Source organism: Zavarzinia marina (assembly GCF_021568905.1).
Classification (GTDB): domain Bacteria; phylum Pseudomonadota; class Alphaproteobacteria; order Zavarziniales; family Zavarziniaceae; genus Zavarzinia; species Zavarzinia marina.
In genome coordinates this window covers 988,100-1,006,688 of sequence record NZ_JAKGSB010000001.1, presented here as the reverse complement: position 1 = coordinate 1,006,688, position 18,589 = coordinate 988,100, and the positions used below count along the sequence as shown (strand labels likewise).

General features: G+C 67.9%; 19 protein-coding genes. 6 read left to right on the top strand and 13 right to left on the bottom strand.

The window, feature by feature from the left end:
- The first annotated feature begins 18 nt into the window (after positions 1-18).
- From rpsU to der, 5 genes are all read left to right on the top strand, one after another.
- Entirely contained in the window at positions 19-225 is a 207-nt protein-coding gene (gene rpsU / locus L2U69_RS04815) for a 30S ribosomal protein S21 (protein ID WP_236105415.1), read from the top strand.
- A gap of 53 nt (positions 226-278) precedes the next feature.
- The gene (gene panB / locus L2U69_RS04810; RefSeq protein WP_236105414.1) at positions 279-1,166 is read left to right on the top strand and encodes a 3-methyl-2-oxobutanoate hydroxymethyltransferase; all 888 of its coding nucleotides are present in this window, start codon (positions 279-281) and stop codon (positions 1,164-1,166) included.
- A gap of 84 nt (positions 1,167-1,250) precedes the next feature.
- On the top strand, positions 1,251-1,997 hold the full coding sequence (locus tag L2U69_RS04805) for a tetratricopeptide repeat protein (RefSeq protein ID WP_236105413.1): 747 nt from the start codon (positions 1,251-1,253) through the stop codon (positions 1,995-1,997).
- Entirely contained in the window at positions 1,994-3,361 is a 1,368-nt protein-coding gene (locus L2U69_RS04800; protein ID WP_236105412.1) for a PQQ-like beta-propeller repeat protein, read from the top strand. Before L2U69_RS04805 ends, L2U69_RS04800 begins: the two co-directional genes overlap by 4 nt.
- A gap of 75 nt (positions 3,362-3,436) precedes the next feature.
- The gene (gene der / locus L2U69_RS04795) at positions 3,437-4,852 is read left to right on the top strand and encodes a ribosome biogenesis GTPase Der (protein WP_236105411.1); all 1,416 of its coding nucleotides are present in this window, start codon (positions 3,437-3,439) and stop codon (positions 4,850-4,852) included.
- A gap of 18 nt (positions 4,853-4,870) precedes the next feature.
- Here der and cysE read toward each other — a convergent pair whose 3' ends face one another.
- The 13 genes from cysE to rpsF form a co-directional block, all read right to left on the bottom strand.
- A complete protein-coding gene (gene cysE, locus L2U69_RS04790) occupies positions 4,871-5,701 on the bottom strand; it encodes a serine O-acetyltransferase (RefSeq protein WP_236105410.1) in 831 nt (276 codons plus the stop codon).
- 55 nt (positions 5,702-5,756) lie between these two features.
- Entirely contained in the window at positions 5,757-6,473 is a 717-nt protein-coding gene (locus L2U69_RS04785) for an SDR family NAD(P)-dependent oxidoreductase (RefSeq protein ID WP_236105409.1), read from the bottom strand.
- Positions 6,474-6,486: 13 nt separating this feature from the next.
- Positions 6,487-7,941 (bottom strand): amidophosphoribosyltransferase, encoded by a 1,455-nt coding sequence (gene purF / locus L2U69_RS04780; protein ID WP_236105408.1) that lies wholly within the window; start codon positions 7,939-7,941, stop codon positions 6,487-6,489.
- A gap of 14 nt (positions 7,942-7,955) precedes the next feature.
- Positions 7,956-8,720 (bottom strand): CvpA family protein, encoded by a 765-nt coding sequence (locus L2U69_RS04775; protein WP_236105407.1) that lies wholly within the window; start codon positions 8,718-8,720, stop codon positions 7,956-7,958.
- 74 nt (positions 8,721-8,794) lie between these two features.
- Positions 8,795-10,165 (bottom strand): DNA repair protein RadA, encoded by a 1,371-nt coding sequence (gene radA / locus L2U69_RS04770; RefSeq protein ID WP_236105406.1) that lies wholly within the window; start codon positions 10,163-10,165, stop codon positions 8,795-8,797.
- Positions 10,165-10,938, bottom strand: a complete 774-nt coding sequence (locus tag L2U69_RS04765) for an ABC transporter ATP-binding protein (protein ID WP_236105405.1) — start codon at positions 10,936-10,938, stop codon at positions 10,165-10,167. The genes radA and L2U69_RS04765 overlap by 1 nt, the downstream gene beginning before the upstream one ends.
- Positions 10,935-11,711, bottom strand: a complete 777-nt coding sequence (locus L2U69_RS04760) for an MlaE family ABC transporter permease (RefSeq protein ID WP_236105404.1) — start codon at positions 11,709-11,711, stop codon at positions 10,935-10,937. Before L2U69_RS04760 ends, L2U69_RS04765 begins: the two co-directional genes overlap by 4 nt.
- Positions 11,711-12,880 (bottom strand): alanine racemase, encoded by a 1,170-nt coding sequence (gene alr, locus L2U69_RS04755; protein ID WP_236105403.1) that lies wholly within the window; start codon positions 12,878-12,880, stop codon positions 11,711-11,713. The genes L2U69_RS04760 and alr overlap by 1 nt, the downstream gene beginning before the upstream one ends.
- Positions 12,864-14,378: a replicative DNA helicase gene (locus L2U69_RS04750; RefSeq protein ID WP_236105402.1), complete on the bottom strand. Its 1,515-nt coding sequence runs from the start codon at positions 14,376-14,378 to the stop codon at positions 12,864-12,866. Before L2U69_RS04750 ends, alr begins: the two co-directional genes overlap by 17 nt.
- 130 nt (positions 14,379-14,508) lie before the next feature.
- Positions 14,509-15,738 carry an SAM-dependent methyltransferase gene (locus L2U69_RS04745; protein WP_236105401.1) on the bottom strand — a complete coding sequence of 410 codons (1,230 nt, stop codon included), beginning with the start codon at positions 15,736-15,738 and terminating at the stop codon, positions 14,509-14,511.
- A gap of 281 nt (positions 15,739-16,019) precedes the next feature.
- Positions 16,020-16,577, bottom strand: coding sequence for a 50S ribosomal protein L9 (gene rplI, locus L2U69_RS04740; protein ID WP_329605364.1), 558 nt, complete (start codon positions 16,575-16,577; stop codon positions 16,020-16,022).
- A gap of 12 nt (positions 16,578-16,589) precedes the next feature.
- Positions 16,590-16,841: a 30S ribosomal protein S18 gene (gene rpsR, locus L2U69_RS04735; RefSeq protein WP_236105400.1), complete on the bottom strand. Its 252-nt coding sequence runs from the start codon at positions 16,839-16,841 to the stop codon at positions 16,590-16,592.
- Positions 16,838-17,257: a 30S ribosomal protein S6 gene (gene rpsF, locus L2U69_RS04730; RefSeq protein WP_236105399.1), complete on the bottom strand. Its 420-nt coding sequence runs from the start codon at positions 17,255-17,257 to the stop codon at positions 16,838-16,840. The genes rpsR and rpsF overlap by 4 nt, the downstream gene beginning before the upstream one ends.
- Before the next feature lie 359 nt (positions 17,258-17,616).
- On the opposite strand from rpsF, the gene fabD reads away from it, so the two are divergent.
- Positions 17,617-18,561 (top strand): ACP S-malonyltransferase, encoded by a 945-nt coding sequence (fabD, locus tag L2U69_RS04725; RefSeq protein ID WP_236105398.1) that lies wholly within the window; start codon positions 17,617-17,619, stop codon positions 18,559-18,561.
- The last annotated feature ends 28 nt before the right edge of the window (positions 18,562-18,589 follow it).

Here is an 18,589-nt window from a genome sequence, read left to right as displayed (position 1 = left end):
CAGGAGAAGGTAAAGCGAATGCAGGTTTTGGTGCGCGACAACAATATCGACCAGGCGCTGCGCGCGCTGAAGAAGCGCATGCAGCGTGAGGGCATCTTCCGCGAGATGCGTCTGCGCGGCCACTACGAGAAGCCCTCCGAGAAGCGCGCCCGTGAAAAGGCCGAAGCCGTCCGCCGCGCCCGCAAGCTGGCGCGCAAGCGGGCCCAGCGCGACGGTCTGGCCTGATCGGCCGTTCGGCCGGCAGCCATCGCGCACCGGTCGATCGAGGTTTCCGCGTCATGTCGGCCCAATCGACCATCGTCAAGCCCAATACGGTTCCGAAGCTCCGCGCCCGCAAGGGCGGGGAGCCGATCGTGTGCCTGACGGCCTATACGGCGCCCATGGCGCAATTGCTGGATCCGCATGCGGACCTGCTGCTGGTCGGTGATTCCCTCGGCATGGTCGTCTACGGCCTGCCGAGCACGGTGCCCGTCACCCTCGACATGATGATCGCCCACGGCGCCGCCGTGGTCCGGGGCGCCAGCAAGGCGCTGGTTGTCGTCGACATGCCGTTCGGCACCTATGAGGAAAGCCCCGCGCTCGCCTATCGCAACGCCGTCCGGGTGCTGCGCGAGACCGGCGCTTCGGCGGTGAAGCTCGAAGGCGGGCGGGTGATGGCCGAGACCATCGCCTTCCTCACGCGGCGCGGCATCCCCGTCATGGGCCATATCGGCCTGATGCCGCAGTCGGTGAACGCCAGCGGCGGCTATGCCGCTCTCGGCACCGCCGATACCTCGGTCTGGGACGGCATCGTCGCCGACGGTGTCGCCGTCGCCGGGGCCGGGGCCTTCGCCATGGTGGTCGAGGCGGTGGCGGAACCGCTCGCCGTGCGCATCACCGAAAGCGTTCCCGTGCCGACCGTCGGCATCGGCGCCTCCGCCGCCTGCGACGGTCAGGTGCTGGTGATCGACGACATGCTGGGCATGTCCAACCGCACGCCCAAATTCGTGAAGCGCTATGCCGAGTTCGGCGTCGCCATCGGCGAGGCGGCGGCGGCCTATGCCGCCGAGGTGCGCGAGCGCCGATTCCCGAGCGAGCAGTTCACCTATAAGCTCAAGGGCGACAACAAGTCGCCCGGCAAGCTCGAGGGCGACAACAAGTCGCCCGAAAGCGAAAACAAGAAATAGGCGCCGGACCGGTTTGCCAAGGCGCCGGGCTTTGGCTATCGTTCCACGCCTTTCAAGGCCTGCGCTGCCTGCGGTGGGGTACAAGTGTCCGACATTTTTCAGGAAATCGACGAGGATCTCCGGCGCGACCGCCTGATGCAGATCTGGCGCCGCTACGGTACGGCGGTCATCGCCTTGGGTGTCGGGCTCGCGGTCGGTGTCGCCGCCTATATCACCTGGCGCAATCACACCGATGCCAAGCTCGATTCCCAGGCCGTCGCCATGGCCGACGCGGCCGATCTTCTCGGTAACGGCCAATATGACGCGGCCGCCAAATCCTATGTTGCCCTGGCCGAGGATTCGGACGGTGCCTATGCCGACCTCGCCCTTCTCGATGCCGCCGCGGCGAGTTTCGAGGCCGGCGACGCCGCGGGCGCGGTCGCGCTCTACGACAAGGTCGCGGCGCGTGCCACCGATGGTTCGCTGCGCGCCCTGGCGCGCGTCCTCGCGGTTCAGGCGCTGATGGACAGCGCCGCTCCCGCCGATCTCGACGCGCGGCTCGACGCCGTCGGCGAACAGGCCGGCTTCGCCCCCATGGTGCGCGAACTCAGGGCCTATGTCCGCCTCAGGGAAGGGGCTACCGAGGCCGCCCGCGGCCTTCTCGGCGAATTGGTCGACGACGCCACGGCGCCGGCCCGCTTGAAGAATCGCGCGAAGGAGGTTCTTGATGCGCTGGGCGGCCGGCTTCCGGCCGAGGCGCCCGTCACGCCCGGTCAGGCCACGCCCGGTCAGCCCACGTCCGGTCAGCCGACGTCCGATCAACCGTCCGAGAGCGAGGGGCCGCGCCCATGATCGCAAACCCAAGTCAGAGCCGCGCCCACATCCACGGCCGCCCGCTGAAGCCGCTGGCCGTCGTGCTGCTGACCGGCTTCCTCGGCGCCTGTTCGTCCCTCAACCCCTTCGGCGGGGAAGAGGTACAGCGCGTCGAGGGCGAGCGCATCGCCGTGCTCGGCAATCAGTCCCTGTCGGTCGAACCGGATGCCGCCATCGCCGATGTCGCCGTGCGCCTGCCGCCGCCCTATCTGAACATGGAATGGCCGCAGCCGGGCGGTTTCCCCGCCCATGCGCTCTACCACCTCCAGACCGGGCCGGAACTGAAGGTCGCCTGGACCGCGCGCGCGGGCGCGGGCGATTCGTCCGATACCCGCCTGATCGCGCAGCCGATCGTCACCGGCGATTCGATCTATGTGCTCGACACCACCGCCCATGTGAACGCGCTCGACCTCGAGGGTCAGCACCGCTGGAGCGTGAACCTCCAGCCCGAGGACGAGGATTCGCCGACCGGCTTCTTCGGCGGTGTCGCCTATGACGGCGGCCGGGTCTATGTCACCACCGGTTACGGCGACGTCGTCGCCCTGAATGCCGGCGACGGCAGCGAAGTGTGGCGCCGGCCCATCGGCATTCCCTTCCGCTCGGCGCCCACGGTGAACGGCGGCCGGGTTTTCGGCATCACCCAGGACAACCAGCTCTTCGCGCTCTCGACCGACGACGGCGAAGTGCTGTGGAACCATGTCGGCATTTCGGAAAGCGCCGGCTTCCTCGGCGCCGCCAGCCCGGCGGTCTCGGGCGAGGCGGTGGTGGTGCCCTTCTCCTCGGGCGAGCTCTTCGCGCTCCGGGTCGAGAACGGCCGCGTGATCTGGTCCGACAACCTAATCCGCACCGGCGCGACGACGCCGATCGCGGCCCTCAACGACATCCGCGGCCAGGTCGTCGTCGACCGGGGCGACGTCTTTGCTTCCAGCCACAGCGGCAGCACGGTGGGCATCGAGCTGCGCACCGGCACGCGGCTGTGGGACCGTTCCATCGGCTCCAGCAACACGCCCTGGGCCGGCGGCGACTTCATCTACATGATCTCCGACGACAACGAGGTCATCTGCCTGACCCGGGCCGGCGGGCGGGTGCGTTGGGTCACGCGCCTGCCGCGCTTCGAGGACGAGGAGGACGCGACCGGTGCCATCGTCTGGTCCGGCCCGGTGCTGGCGGGCGACCGCCTGCTGCTCGCCTCCAACACGGGCGTGATGACCGCGATCTCGCCCTATACCGGCGATGCGCTCGGGACCATTCAACTGCCGGGACGCACGACCATTTCGCCGGTCGTCGCCAACGGTACCGTCTATGTCCTGATGACGGACGGGCGCATCGCCGCCATCCGCTGATCGGGAGGAATACGCGCGGCGGCACGCATCCTTCGGGCTGCGTGCCGTTTTGCTTTGGAACGAGGGAGAGGCCCGATGGTCTCGGAACAACCCCGGCTGCGGATCGCCATCGTGGGGCGGCCCAACGTCGGCAAGTCGACATTGTTCAATCGCCTGGTCGGCAAGAAGCTGGCGCTGGTCGATGATACGCCGGGTGTCACCCGCGATCGTCGCGAGGGCGAGGGCCGCCTGGGCGAACTGCATTTCACCGTCTTCGACACCGCCGGGTTCGAGGACGTGATCGACGATTCCATGGAAGGCCGCATGCGGCGCCAGACCGAGCGCGCGGTGCAGGATGCCGACGTCGTCCTGTTCCTGTTCGACGCCCGTGCCGGCGTGACGCCCCTCGACCTCGCCTTCGCGCGGGTGCTGCGCAAGATCGACAGGCCGCTGGTGCTCTGCGCCAACAAGGCCGAGGGCAAGGAAGGCCAGATCGGCGCCGCCGGGGCCTGGGAACTCGGCCTCGGCGACTGCATCCATCTTTCGGCCGAACATGGCGAGGGCATGATCGATCTCTTCGATTCGATCGTCGAGCAGCTCGAGGCGCGCGGCATCGATCCTTTCCCGGACGACGACGGCGCGGGCGAGGACGAGGCGGAGGAGGCTTTCGATCCCGATGCCGACGTGCCGGAGGATCCGGGCAAGCCGCTGCGCATCGCCGTGGTCGGGCGGCCCAACGTCGGCAAATCCAGCCTGATCAACCGGCTCCTCGGCGAGGACCGCCTGATCACCGGGCCCGAGGCCGGCCTGACCCGCGATTCGATCTCGGTCGTCTGGGACTGGCAGGGGCGGGAGGTGAAACTGTTCGACACCGCCGGGCTGCGCAAGAAGGCCAGGGTCGAGAGCAAGCTCGAGAAACTCTCGGCGGGCGACACGATCCGCGCCGTGAAATTCGCCGAGGTGGTGATCCTGCTGATCGACGCCGTCCAGGGCATCGACCGCCAGGACCTGGTCATCGCCGACCGCGCGATCTATGAGGGCCGGGCCCTGATCGTCGGCTTCAACAAGTGGGACGCGGTCGAGGATCACAACGCGGCCCTGGTCGCGCTGAAGGAAAAGCTCGACATCCATCTGCCCCAGGTGCGCGGCCTGCCGGTGGTGACGCTGTCGGCGCGCACCGGGCGCGGCCTCGACAAGCTGATGCCGGCGGCGCTCGACGCCTATCGCAAATGGAACCGCCGCGTGCCGACGGCGAAGCTGAACCGCTGGCTGGCCACGGCGATCGAACGCCACCCGGCGCCGGCGGTGAGCGGACGGCGCCTGCGCCCGCGCTACATGACCCAGGTGAAGGCCCGACCGCCGACCTTCGCCCTGTTCATGAACCGGCCGGGCGAACTGCCCGAATCCTATGTGCGCTATCTGATGAACGGGCTGCGCGAGACCTTCGACATGGAAGGGACGCCGGTGCGCATCAACCTGCGCAAGAACGAAAACCCCTATACCGACGATTGACGAGGCCGATAGAGCCCGTCACTCGTCCGGCAGATCGTGGTTCATGGAGAGCGAAGGGGCGCCCTGTTTGCACCAGCCGACGATGCGGGCGGGCACGCCGGCGACGGTGGCGCAGGGCGGCACGTCGTGCAGCACCACGGAACCGGCGCCGACCTTGGCGTTGCGGCCGATCTCGATATTGCCGAGGACGATGGCGCCCGCCGACAGAAGGACGCCGTCGCGCACCTTGGGGTGACGGTCGCCCGTGACCTTGCCGGTGCCGCCCAGGGTGACTTTCTGCAGGATCGAGACATCGTTGCCGATGGCGGCGGTTTCGCCCACGACGAGACCGGTGCCGTGGTCCAGCATCACGCCCCGGCCGAGCGGCGCCGCCGGGTGGATGTCGACGCCGAAGACCTCGGCCGAGCGGCTCTGGAAGAAGAGGGCGGCGTCGTGCCGGCCGGCATGCCACAGGTGATGCGAGATCCGATGCACCTGCAAGGCCTGGAAACCCTTGAAGAACATGAAGGGGTGCGCGGCGCCGACGACGGCCGGGTCGCGTTCCAGGATGGCGGAGAGATCGGCCAGGGTGGCGGCGGCGATGTCCGGTTCGTCCGTGATCGCCTGGGCGACCAGTTCCGCGACCGTGTCGCGCGGCGTCATCTCGCAGGACATCTTGTCCGCCAGCATGGCGCCCAGCGCCGTCGCGAAATCGGGCTTCGACAGGATCCAGTGGCGGGCCAGCCGGGTCAGCAGGGGCTCGTCCCGGGCGATGCGCCCGGCGTGATCCACCAGGGCACCCCAGACGTCCGCCGGGGCCCCGGGGCCGCGCCGTTCGATTTCCAGCGGGGTCGGCGCGGCCTTCAACAAGGTTCGCTCCGGAAGACGATGCTCGTGGGGCATGGCGGCCCTCGTCCTGTTGTCGTCAGGACCGACTATAACGCACGATCTGGCCGTGTCGCGTCTCTTCCTTGCATGCCAGCTCGACGAAGAGCGGGGCGATGTCGGCCGGCTGCGGCAACGTATTGCGGTCCTCGCCCGGGAAGGCCTTGGCGCGCATCTGGGTGGCGACCGGGCCCGGGGAGAGCAGATTGACCCGCAGGTTCGTCGTCTCCGTCTCCGCCGCATAGGCACGCACCATGGCGTTCAAGGCCGCCTTGGAGGTGCCGTAGCCGCCCCAATAGGCATCGCCCTTGTCGGCCGCGCCCGAGGTGACGAAGATCGCGCGCCCGGCATCGGAGGCCCGCAGCAGCACGTCGAGGGAGCGGATCAGGCGGAAATTGGCGGTGACGTTCACCGCCATCAGACTGTCCCAGTCCTTCAGCTTGATATGGCCGAGGGGGGAGATGGTGCCGAGCACGCCGGCATTGGAAACCAGGATGTCGAGCTTGCCCCAGCGATCGAAGATGGCGGCGCCCAGACGGTCGATGCCGTCGCCGTCGGTCAGGTCGAGGGGGACGAGGGTGGAGGGCTTGCCGCCGTCGGCCTGGATGGCGTCGTCCAATTCCTCGAGCGCGCCGGTGGTGCGCGCCAGCAGGATGAGATCGGCGCCGGCGGCGGCATAGGCCCGGGCGACGGCCCAGCCGATACCGCGCGACGCCCCGGTGATCAGGGCGAGGCGCCCTTCGAGCGGTCTTGTCACGTTTGCTTTCCCGTCAGCCGGCGATCTTCATCCGCGAGCGGCGCGACTGATCCTCGTCGCCGCCCCAATGGTCGGTCAGGGCGATCGGATATTCACCGGTGAAGCAGGCGTCGCAGAATTGCGGCGCCTCGGCGTTGCGGCCGTGCTCGCCCATGGCGCGGTAGAGACCGTCCATGGAGATGAAGGCGAGGCTGTCGGCCTGGATGAACTTGCGCATGCTCTCGACGTCGTGAGTCGCGGCCAGGAGCTGGCTGCGCTCCGGCGTGTCGACGCCGTAGAAGCAGGAGTGAGTGGTCGGCGGGCTGGCGATGCGCATGTGGACTTCGCGCGCGCCGGCATCGCGCACCATCTGCACGATCTTCAGGGAGGTGGTGCCGCGCACGATGGAATCATCGACCAGGATGACCCGGCGGCCCTCGATCTGCGGGCGGTTGGCGTTGTGCTTCAGCTTGACGCCCAGATTGCGGATCTGCTGCGTCGGCTCGATGAAGGTACGCCCGACATAGTGATTGCGGATGATGCCGAGTTCGAAGGGAATGCCGGCCTCCGCCGCGTAACCGATGGAGGCGGGCACCCCCGAATCCGGCACCGGGATCACGACGTCGGCATCGACGCCCGACTCCCGCGCCAGTTCGGCGCCGATCGCCTTGCGGACGTCGTAGACGCTGCGCCCCTCGACCACCGAATCGGGGCGGGCGAAATAGATGTGCTCGAAGATGCAGAAGCGCGGCTTGGGCGTGACGAAGGGTTTCAGGCTGCGCATGCCCTCGTCCGAGATGATCACCACCTCGCCGGGGGCGACGTCGCGCACGAAGTCGGCACCGATGATGTCGAGGGCGCAGGTCTCGGAGGCGAAGACCATGGAACCGTCGCCCAGCTTGCCGAGGACGAGGGGGCGCACGCCGAGCGGATCGCGCACGCCCAGCATCATGGAATCCGACAGGGCGACGAGGCTGTAGGCGCCCTCGATCTGGCCGAGGGCATCGACCAGGCGGTCGATCGGTGTCGCCTTGCCGGAAGTCGCGACGAGATGCAGGATCGTCTCCGTGTCGGACGTCGACTGGAAGATGCAGCCCGCCTGCACCAGGCGCCGGCGCAGGGTCATGGCGTTGGTCAGATTGCCGTTGTGGGCGATGGCGAAGCCGCCGAACGACAGATCGGCGAAGAGCGGCTGGACGTTGCGCAGGATCGTGGCGCCGAAAGTCGCGTAGCGCACATGGCCGATGGCCGCATAGCCGGACAGTTCCGCCATCACCCGGTCGGTCTCGAACGCCTCGGCGACATGGCCCATGGCCCTGTGGGCCTGGAAGCGCGCGCCGTCGAAGGCGACGATGCCCGCCGCCTCCTGGCCGCGATGCTGGAGGGCGTGCAGCCCGAGAGCGACGTGGCGGGCGGCCTCGGCGTGACGATAGATGCCGAAGATGCCGCATTCCTCGCGGAGATGATCGTCGTCGAATGGGGTCGTCAACGAACCCTGCTCCTTCAATTGGCGCTGCCCGCGCCGACACGGTCGACGAGGCTGTTGATGTCGTTCTGCTGATCCGGCGAATAGCTGGTCTCGGTCATGCCGCCGCCCGGAAGCGCGCCTTGCGGGCCCGGCGGCGGGGTCAGGATCGCCGGCGGCGGGGCGGCCGGCGCGGGGGCGCCGCCCGGGGACAGCGCGGGGGCCACCGCCGGCGCCAGGGTTTCGAGCGCGCGCGCGCCGTCCAGCACGGCGCCGCCCTGGGCCTGCAGGCGATCCAGGGTCTCGGGGCTGCGAAGATTGTCGGGCAGCAGGTCGAAGACCACTTCGGCGCCGGCACGGATGATGGGCAGGGTCTTCGCCTCGCGCATCCAGGTCGGGTCTTCCGGTTCCTGCATCAGGTTGACCACGGCGAGATAGAGCACGGAAACGACCACGAGGGCCCGCGCGACGCCGAAGACGAAGCCGAGGGTGCGGTCCAGCGGCCCAGCCGCGCTCTGCTGCACGCGGCTGGCGATCAGATGGGTCAGGACCGAATAGACGAGCAGCGACACGATGAAGGGCAGGCCGACGGCGATGGCCAGCGACAGGGTCTCGCTGCCCGTCGCCTGCATCGCATAGGGCTGAACCTTGTCGTAGAGATAGAGCGCGGTGAAGCCCGCCCCGACCCAGGCCGCGATCGACAGCACCTCCCGCGTGAAGCCGCGGAAGAACGCGAACAGCGCGGACAGGATGACGAGTGCGATGACCACCCCGTCGACGACATTGAAGGGCAGATCGGACATGATCAGCGAATCCTTGGCGGGTGGTTCCTGAGGGAACGGCGGTCCTTCCGGGGAGGGTGTTCCATATCGGTTCCCTATCCATCTCCTACAAGGCGATGGACCATGTCCGCAAGCCGGGAGATATCCTTAACGCCGGTTGATGGGCTGCGTTTTGCCCCGCCGGCCGGGACAAGCGCCTGATCGAACCCCAGTTTGGCGGCCTCCTTCAGGCGGGCCTCGCTCTGGGCCACGGGCCTCACTTCGCCCGTCAAGCCGATCTCCCCGAAGACTACCATGTTTCGCGGCAATGCAACATCGGCCATGGCGGATACCAGGGCCGCAGCGACTGCAAGATCGGCCCCCGGCTCGGCGATGCGCAGGCCCCCGGCGACGTTCAGATAGACGTCCCGTGGCCCGAAGGCGACGCCGCAGCGCGCCTCGAGGACCGCCATCACCATGGCGAGCCGCCCCGAATCCCAGCCGATCACGGCACGGCGCGGCGTACCCAGCGAACTCGGCGCGACCAGCGCCTGGATCTCGACCAGAAGGGGCCGGGTGCCCTCGATCCCGGCGAAGACGACGGTGCCCGAGACATCCTCCTGGCGCTCGCCGAGGAAGATGGCGGAAGGATTCGGCACTTCGGCAAGACCCCGGTCGGTCATCTCGAAGACGCCGATCTCGTCGGTCGCGCCGAAGCGATTCTTGACCGCGCGCAGGATGCGGAACTGATGGCTGCGTTCGCCCTCGAAATAGAGCACGGTGTCGACCATGTGCTCGACCACCCGGGGGCCGGCGATCTGGCCTTCCTTGGTGACATGGCCGACCAGGATCATGGTCACGCCCTTGCGCTTGGCGTGGCGCACCAGTTCGCCCGCGACGGCGCGGACCTGGGAGACCGTGCCGGGGGCCGATTCGATATTGTCGGCGAACATGGTCTGGATCGAATCGATCACCACCACGTCGACCCTGCCGGCGGCGTCGATCGCCGCCAGCACGTCGGCGAGGCTGGTTTCGGCCAAGAGCTTCACGGGGGCGGCACCGAGGCCGAGGCGCCCGGCGCGCAGCCGGACCTGATCCACCGCCTCCTCGCCCGAGACATAGGCGACGGAACGCCCGGCATTGGCGAGGCCGGCCATCACCTGCAAAAGGATCGTCGATTTGCCGATGCCCGGATCGCCGCCCACCAGCAGGGCGGAGCCCGGCACAAGGCCGCCACCGGCGACGCGGTCGAATTCCTCGATGCCGCTGGGCAGGCGGGGCGGCGGTGCGTCGGCGCCGCGCAAATCGGTGAAGGCGGGGGCCTGGCTCTTGCGCCGGCTCTTCTGGGTCAGGCCGCCGGGCAGGGCGGGCGCCGCGGCTTCCTCGACCATGGTGTTCCAGCCGCCGCAGGCTTCGCAGCGCCCCGACCATTTGCGCGCGACGGCGCCGCAGGATTGGCAGACCCAGGATTCCGGCCCGCGCGCCATCAGGGTTTCAGCACGTCCATGGTGATCGGCCCCTCGGCCCTGCCATGGATGAACTGGTCGACATAGGGATTGTCTGCGGCATCGACCTCGTCCCGCGTGCCGGACCAGATGATGCGGCCCTTGTAGATCATCGCCACCTTGTCGGCGATCTTGCGGGCGGAGGCCATGTCGTGGGTGATGGTCAGGGTGCTGGCGCCCAGGTCGCGCACGCATTCGACGATCAGGTCGTTGATGACGTCGGCCATGATCGGATCGAGACCGGTGGTCGGCTCGTCGAAGAAGATGATCTCCGGTTCGGTGGCGATGGCGCGGGCCAGCGCCACGCGCTTCTGCATACCGCCCGAAAGCTCGGCGGGGAAGAGTTCGCCGACATCGGCCTTGAGCCCGACTCGGCCCAGCTTCTCGATCGCGATCTCCTTTGCCTCGGCCCGCTTCATGCCGCGGCCCTGGATCAGGCCGAAGGCTACGTTCTGCCAGACCTTCAGGCTGTCGAAGAGGGCGCCCCCCTGGAACAGCATGCCGAATTTCGCCAGATAGGCATCGCGCGCCGAACCGCGCCGGCCGACGACATTCTCGCCGTCGACCTCGATCGTGCCGCTGTCGGGGCGTATCAGGCCCAGCACGCATTTCAGCATCACCGACTTGCCGGTGCCCGAGCCGCCGATGACGACCAGGGATTCACCCCGGCCCACGGTCAGGTCGATGCCGTCCAGCACGACCTTGTGGCCGAAATGCTTGGCGACGCCCTGGAGTTTCAGCTTCGGCACGGTCATGACGCGAAGAACATCTCGGTGATCAGGTAATTGGCGGCGAGGATCAGCACCGAGGCGGAGACCACGGCATTGGTGGTCGCGGCGCCCACGCCCTGGGCCCCGCCCTTGCTGTAATAGCCGTTGTAGCAGCCCATCAGGGCCAGCAGGAAGCCGAAGGCCGCCGCCTTGACGAGACCGGAGATGACGTCCATCGGCTCCAGGAAGTCGACGGTCGACTTCAGATAGCTGCCGTAGTTGAAGCCGAGCTTGGCGGTGCCGACCAGATAGCCGCCCATGACGCCGATGATGTCGGCGATCAGCACCAGGACCGGCAGGGTCAGGGTGGCGGCGATCAGGCGCGGCGCCACCAGATATTTGAACGGATTGGTGGAGAGCGTGGTCAGGGCGTCGATCTGTTCGGTCACCCGCATGGTGCCGAGTTCGGCGGCCATGGCGGCGGAAACCCGGCCCGCCACCATCAGCCCGGTCAGCACCGGGCCGAGTTCGCGGGTGATGCCGATGACGACGATGGTCGCGACCGCGCTTTCGGCGTTGAAGCGCGACGAGCCGATATAGATCTGCAGCGCCAGCACCATGCCGGTGAAGAGGGCGGTCAGGCCCACCACCGGCAGGGAGAAATAGCCGATGGCGATCATCTGCCGGCCGATCAGGCTGGGATAGAAAGGCGGGCGCACGACATGCTGCACGCCGTTGCCGGCGAAGATCGCGAGGCGTCCCGCCGACGCGAAGAAGGAAAGCGTGGCGCGTCCCACCAGCGCCAGAGGATTATACATCAGGCACCACCGAGATATTGGCGGGCGAAACGCCGGCCGAGGCGGGTGAGCAATTCGTAGGAGACGGTATCCATGGCGGCGGCCACCCGGTCGATGGTCAGCCCGTCGCCGATCAGGGTGATCGGCATGCCGGGACGGCACAGGTGCTCCGGCACGTCGGTCACGTCGATGGTCATCAGATCCATGGAAATCCGCCCCAGGATGGCGACCTCCCGCCCCGCGATCAGGGCCTGTCCCCGATTGCCCGCCGCGCGCAGATAGCCGTCGGCATAGCCGACCGCCACCGTCGCCACACGGGTCGGCCGCTCCACCTTGTGGACGGCACCGTAGCCAACGGCCTCCGGCCGGTCAATCTCGCGCCGTTGCAGGATACCGGCCTCCAGCCGCACCACGGGGACGACGGGGCTGGGGTCGGCGGGAATCGGATTGCCGCCATAGAGCGCGATGCCGGGCCGGACCATGTCGAAATGATAGTCGGGACCCCACATCACCCCCGCCGAATTGGCGAGCGCGAGGCGGCCCCGGTGGCCGATGCGGGCCGCGATCTCGATCAGGCGCGCGCGCTGGCGCGCCGTCATCGGATTGTCGCGGTCGTCGGCGCAGGACAGGTGGCTCATGACGACGGAAAGCGCGATCCCGTCCAGCCGCTCGGGCTCCGCCGCCAGCGTCGCGACCTCGGCCGCCGAAAGCCCGGTCCGGCACATGCCGGTGTCGACATGGAGCATGGCCGCCAGGCGACGCCCGGCGTGGCGCGCGGCGCCGTGCCAGGCCTCGATGTCGCCCAGGCTGTTCAGCACCGGCGTGACGCCATGGGCGACGAATTCCCGTGCGGTGCCGGCGGGAATGCCGTGCAGGACGAGGACTTCGCTGGCGACGGGCAACAGGGGACGCAGCGTCAGTGCCTCGCCCAGATGGGCGACGAAGAAATGGCGGCAGCCGGCGGCGTGAAGCGCGGGCGCGACGCGGGCGGCGCCGAGACCATAGGCGTCGCCCTTGACGGCGGCGCCGGTGACGGCGGGCGTTGCCAGGGCGGCGAGACGGCGCCAGTTCTCGGCGATGGCGCCGAGATCGACGGTCAGGCGGGTGGTGGCGCCGATGGGCCCCTCGACGCGGGCGGATTCGAGGCTGGGCGATTCGGTCGGAGCAACGGACTCAATAGGCGTCGACATCGGGCAGGTAATCCTCACGCGCCAGATTCTGGAACAGGGTGAGGGACGGATCGAAGCGCAGCCGGACGGTGCCGATGGAACCGTGGCGCTGCTTGCCGATGATCACCTCGGCCAGATTATGCACCTTTTCCATCTCGTCCTGCCATGCGGCGTGCTCGGGGGTGCCCGTACGCGGTTCGCGGCGCAGGAGGTAATATTCCTCGCGGAACACGAACATCACGACGTCCGCGTCCTGCTCGATGGTGCCCGATTCGCGAAGATCGGCGAGCTGCGGCCGCTTGTCCTCGCGGTTCTCGACCTGGCGCGAGAGCTGGGACAGCGCGACCACGGGCACGTCCAGTTCCTTGGCTAGCATCTTCAGGCCGCGCGTGATCTCCGACAGTTCGCCCACGCGGTTGTCCGTCCGCGTCTTGCCCGACGGATTGACGAGCTGGAGATAGTCGACGATGACGAGGCCGAGGCCGGACTGGCGCTTGAGGCGGCGGCAGCGCGTGCGCAGCGCCGAGATGGTGATGCCCGGCGTATCGTCGATATAGAGCGGCAGGCGCTCCACCTCCTGCGCGGCGGCGACGAGCTGGTGGAACTCGTCGGTGTTCATCAGGCCGCGGCGGATCTTCTCGGAGACGATGCGCGACTGTTCCGACAGCATGCGCATGGCGAGCTGTTCCGACGACATTTCGAGACTGAAGAAGGCGACCACCGCGCCCTCGCTTGCGACCGTGCGGCCCTGGGCGTCCTGTTCGAAGCGGGCGGCGCGGGCGGCGTTGAAGGCGATGTTGGTCGCGAGCGCGGTCTTGCCCATGGAGGGCCGGCCGGCGAGAATCAGCAGGTCGGAGCGGTGCAGCCCGCCGAGCTTCTGGTCGAGATCGACGAGGCCGGTGGTGACGCCGGTCAGCTTGCCGTCCGACTTGAAGGCGCGTTCGGCGGCGCGGATCGCCTCGGTCAGGCCGTGCTTGAAGGGCATCAGGCCGCCTTCGCGGCTGCCGGCTTCCGCCAGATTGAAGAGCCGGCCCTCGGCGGCCTGGATCTGTTCGTCGGCGCTGTTGTCGATATCCGCCTCATAGGCGGTGTTCACGATCTCCTCGCCGACCTGGATCAATTCGCGCTTGAGCGCGAGGTCGTAGAGGGCGCGGCCGTATTCGTTGGCGTTGATGATGGTGACCGCATTGGCGGCGAGGCGCGCCAGATAGCCGGGGCCGCCGATCTCGATCATGGCCGGGTCCTGCTCGAAGAAGGGGCGCAGGGTGACCGGATTGGCGATCTGCTGGCGCTCGATCAGCTTCAGGGCATGGGCGTAGATTCGCTGGTGCAGCGGCTCGAAGAAATGTTCCGCCATCAGGAATTCCGTCACCCGCGAGATCGCCTCGTTGTTGACGAGGATGGCACCGAGCAGCGCCTGTTCCGCCTCGATGTTGTGGGGCGGCGTGCGGTAACGGATGTCCTCGCCCGGGGTGCCGTCGGGCAGGCCCGGGGGAGAGAAGGCTTGAGCATTGTCCATCGCGGCAGTCTAGCCCCTCGGCGCCGCGAGACGAGGGGAAGTTGGGGGCGCTTCAGGACGATCCCCAGATTTTTCGTCCACAGCCTGTGAACGTCGGGGATGCCTGTTCGCGACGGGGACAGCAGCGGGGCTATTGCGCCGCCATCGGTTGTTCGGTCTCGACCGGGCCCTTGTACAGGTAGTCCCGGGTGATCGGCAGGCAGCCGACGTGATGGCCGAGCTGAAGCTGGAACACCACCTGGCCGCCGACCCGGAACGAGGCCTCGCAGGACGCGAGATAGAGATCCCACATCCGGCAGAATCGGGCGTCGTAGAGTGCTTCGGCCTTGTCCCGATTGGCCAGGAAGCGGCGGCGCCATTCCTTCAGGGTCTCGGCATAGTGCAGGCGCAGGATCTCGACGTCGCAGCCGATCAGGCCCGACCGTTCGACCGACGCCATGACCTCGGAGAGGGAAGGGGTATAGCCGCCCGGGAAGATGTATTTGGCGATGAAGCTGTTGGTCGGGCCCGGCGTGCCGGTGCGGCCGATGGTATGGATCATGGCGACGCCGTCGGGCCGCAGCAGATCGCGCAGCTTGTTGAAATAAGTGTCGTAGAATCCGACCCCCACATGCTCGAACATGCCGACGGAAACGACCCGGTCGAAGCTCTCGGCGACATGGCGGTAGTCGCGCATCTCGAACTTCACCCGGTCGGCGAGGCCGGCCTTCTCGGCGCGCTGGCGGGCCAGGGTCAATTGTTCGGTCGACAGGGTGATACCCATGACGTCGACGCCGTAATCCTTGGCCAGCGTCAGCGCGAGGCCGCCCCAGCCGGAGCCGATGTCGAGCACCCGCATGCCGGGCTCGAGGCGCAGCTTGTGGGCGATATGCGCCTTCTTGGCCGCCTGCGCCTCTTCGAGGGTCATGTCGGGGCGGGCGAAATAGGCGCAGGAATATTGCCGGTCGGCATCGAGGAAGAGGTCATAGAGCGCGCCCGAGAGATCGTAGTGATGGGCGACGTTCCGGCGCGCGGCGCTCGCCAGGTTCAACTGCTCGAGCGGCCGAAGCAGGCGCCGCAGGATCGATTTCACCTTGGCGAGGCCGGAAAGGCCGACCTTCTCGAAATTATGCACGACGATCATGCAGACGTCGTAGATGTCGCCGTCCTCGACGGTGACGGTGCCGTTCATATAGGCTTCGGCGAAGCCGAGGCTGGGGTCGATCGCGGCCCGCAGCAACACGCGCTTGTCGTGGATCCTGATCGCGGGACAGCGGCCGCTGCCGTCGTCCGTGCCATAGGTCCGGGAAACGCCGTCCGGGCCGATGACGGTCAGCCGACCAATGCGGATGACCTTCTTGAGCAAGGCATCGAGCATCATCACAAACCCCCTGCTTGACTAGGGCGCCTGGTTTCCAGGGCATCAGACTTCGGCGTCGTCCGTACCTGACGGCGGCCGCGCGCCGGGCCTGTCTGGAACCGATTTAAAGTGATGCGTTAAGCATATGCAATATGTGGTCTTGCGTAGCTCCGATTCAGGCGCCCGCATGGCTTTCCGTCATGGTAGCGCCGAATGCGCGCCCGGCAAAATGGGCTGCGGGCAAAAAAAGCCCGGCGCGGTTTCCCGCGCCGGGCCGTTCGTTCGGCTCCGATCGGGTCAGATCAGAGCGCGTCTTCCTCTTCCGCGGCCGGCAGCAGGTCCTCGTCGTTGACGATGGCCTCGTCCTCGTTCTCGAAGACGGCTTCGCCGGTCGAGGCCTGGAGCTCGGCGTCGGCGGCCGAACGGGCGACGTTGATGTTCACCGTCACCGCGACCTCGGGGTGCAGGGTGACGCGGACCGGGGTCACGCCCAGGACCTTGATCGGCTGGCCCAGCTGGACCTGGCGGCGGTCGACCTCGAAGCCGGCCTCGACGATGGCGAGGGCGACGTCGCGGTTGCTGACCGAGCCGTAGAGCTGACCGGTGTCGCCGGCCTGACGGACCATGACGATGGACAGGCCGTCCATCTTCTCGGCCACGGCTTCGGCTTCCTTGCGGAGCTCCAGGTTGCGGGCCTCGAGGTGAACGCGGTCACGCTCGAAACGCGCAAGGTTCTCCTTGGTGGCGCGCAGCGCCTTCTTCTGCGGCAGCAGGAAATTGCGGGCGTAGCCGTCGCGGACGCGGACGACGTCGCCCATCTGGCCCAGCTTCTCGATCCGCTGCAGGAGGACGATTTCCATGATGGCGCCTCCTTACTTCACGATGTAGGGCAGCAGGGCGAGGTGACGGGCGCGCTTGATCGCCTGGGCCAGCTCACGCTGCTTCTTGGCGGAAACCGCCGTGATGCGCGACGGGACGATCTTGCCGCGCTCCGAGATGAAGCGCTGCAGCAGCTTGACGTCCATGTAATCGATCTTCGGCGCGTTCGGGCCCGAGAACGGGCAGGACTTCCGACGGCGGAAGAAGGGGCGGCGGGCCGCGCCGCCGGCGCTACGCTCGCTCATGCTGCACCTCCGAATTCCTCGCGTTCGCCATAGCCGTCACGATCGCGGCGGCGATTGTCGCCGCCCTCGCGGCGGGCCCGCTCCTCGCGGGCGGCCTTCACCTGCATCATGATCGACGGGCCTTCCGGCAGCTCGTCCATGCGCAGGGTCAGGGTGCGGATCACGTCCTCGCTGAGACGCTGGTTGCGCTCCATCTCGGCCACCGCCGCGTGGGGGGCATCGATGTGCATCAGCACATAATGGCCCTTGCGGTTCTTCTGGATGCGGTAGGCGAGATTGCGCAGACCCCAATATTCGGTCTTCAGGACCGAACCACCGTTGTCGGTGAGGATCGTCGTATATTCCTCGACCAGGGTTTCGACCTGAGCGTTCGAAACGTCCTGGCGAGCAATCAGAATATGCTCGTAGAGTGCCATGCCACGCTTCTCCTTATGGCTTTTAGCGGCCCGGCGTCCCGGGAACATCCCGTGCGACGGAACGGGCCTAGCCGGCACCATGCCGGCAAGGAGCGTTGGAAGCGCGGCACTATACACATTTGCCGCCTCGGGGCAATGGTCCCGTGGGAACGCCCGCGCCGTCGCGCCGGCGCGCTTCGCGCCCGTCGCGGCGGTTCGAGATTTTTCGCCGATTGATCCGGCTTTCCGGCCGGAATACAGGTGTGTCGAGGCGCCGATGGAGGCGATACTGACGCCCGGCCGCCGCATGGTTTCTTGACAGCGCCGGTCATGACGGGCAAACACCCCGCCCAATAGACAACGGATACAGGTATTCCCTCATGCGTCGCGCCTTCATCTTTCCGGGGCAGGGTTCGCAGAGCGTCGGCATGGGCCGCGAGCTTCGCGACGCCTTTCCGGTCGCACGCCAGGCCTTCGAGGAAGTCGACGACGCGCTGGGCGAGAAACTGTCCGCCATGATCTTCGAGGGATCGGCGGAAGACCTGACCCTGACCCAGAACACCCAGCCGGCCCTGATGGCGGTCAGCCTGGCAGCGGCCCGCGCGCTCGAAGCCGAATCCGGCCGCAAGATCGCCGATATGGCCGATTTCGTCGCCGGCCACAGCCTCGGCGAATATTCGGCGCTCGCCGCCGTCGGCGCCATTACCGCCGGGGACGCGGCGCGCGTGCTGCGGGCCCGCGGCCTCGCCATGCAGGCGGCCGTGCCGGTCGGTGTCGGCGCCATGGCGGCGCTGATCGGTGTCGAGCTCGATTTCGCCGAGGCGGTGGCGGCCGACGCTTCGCGCCCCGACGAGCAGGTGACGGCGGCCAACGACAACGGCGGCGGCCAGGTGGTGATCTCGGGCCACAAGGGCGCGGTCGAACGGGCGTCGGCGCTGGCCCTGGAGCGCGGTGCCAAGCGCGCCCTGCCGCTGGCCGTCAGCGCGCCCTTCCACTGCCCCCTGATGCAGCCGGCGGCCGACGTCATGAAGGATGTGCTGGCCGGGATCGCGATCCTGCCGCCCGCCGTGCCGGTGATCGCCAATGTGACCGCCGCGCCGGTCACCGATCCGGAGACGATTCGGGCCCTTCTGGTGACCCAGGTGACCGGTGTGGTGCGCTGGCGCGAATCCGTGCTCCGCCTGAAGACGGAAGGTGTCGAACTGCTGGTCGAGATCGGCGCCGGGCGGGTGCTGACGGGCACCGTGAAGCGGATCGACAAGGAACTGACGTCGGCGACGATCAACGCGCCCGCCGACATCGAAGCCTTCCTCAAGACTCTCTGACGGCCGGACGACATAGTGCCAGACGACA

Excerpts from the sequence above, each read along its gene's own strand:
- rpsU (WP_236105415.1), top strand. The coding sequence starts at position 19 with ATGCAGGTTTTGGTGCGCGACAACAATATCGACCAGGCGCTGCGCGCG.
- panB (WP_236105414.1), top strand. The coding sequence starts at position 279 with ATGTCGGCCCAATCGACCATCGTCAAGCCCAATACGGTTCCGAAGCTC.
- L2U69_RS04800 (WP_236105412.1), top strand. The coding sequence starts at position 1,994 with ATGATCGCAAACCCAAGTCAGAGCCGCGCCCACATCCACGGCCGCCCG.
- der (WP_236105411.1), top strand. The coding sequence starts at position 3,437 with ATGGTCTCGGAACAACCCCGGCTGCGGATCGCCATCGTGGGGCGGCCC.
- L2U69_RS04775 (WP_236105407.1), bottom strand. The coding sequence starts at position 8,720 with ATGTCCGATCTGCCCTTCAATGTCGTCGACGGGGTGGTCATCGCACTC.
- radA (WP_236105406.1), bottom strand. The coding sequence starts at position 10,165 with ATGGCGCGCGGGCCGGAATCCTGGGTCTGCCAATCCTGCGGCGCCGTC.
- L2U69_RS04765 (WP_236105405.1), bottom strand. The coding sequence starts at position 10,938 with ATGACCGTGCCGAAGCTGAAACTCCAGGGCGTCGCCAAGCATTTCGGC.
- L2U69_RS04760 (WP_236105404.1), bottom strand. The coding sequence starts at position 11,711 with ATGTATAATCCTCTGGCGCTGGTGGGACGCGCCACGCTTTCCTTCTTC.
- alr (WP_236105403.1), bottom strand. The coding sequence starts at position 12,880 with ATGTCGACGCCTATTGAGTCCGTTGCTCCGACCGAATCGCCCAGCCTC.
- L2U69_RS04750 (WP_236105402.1), bottom strand. The coding sequence starts at position 14,378 with ATGGACAATGCTCAAGCCTTCTCTCCCCCGGGCCTGCCCGACGGCACC.
- L2U69_RS04745 (WP_236105401.1), bottom strand. The coding sequence starts at position 15,738 with ATGATGCTCGATGCCTTGCTCAAGAAGGTCATCCGCATTGGTCGGCTG.
- rplI (WP_329605364.1), bottom strand. The coding sequence starts at position 16,577 with ATGGAAATCGTCCTCCTGCAGCGGATCGAGAAGCTGGGCCAGATGGGC.
- rpsR (WP_236105400.1), bottom strand. The coding sequence starts at position 16,841 with ATGAGCGAGCGTAGCGCCGGCGGCGCGGCCCGCCGCCCCTTCTTCCGC.
- rpsF (WP_236105399.1), bottom strand. The coding sequence starts at position 17,257 with ATGGCACTCTACGAGCATATTCTGATTGCTCGCCAGGACGTTTCGAAC.
- fabD (WP_236105398.1), top strand. The coding sequence starts at position 17,617 with ATGCGTCGCGCCTTCATCTTTCCGGGGCAGGGTTCGCAGAGCGTCGGC.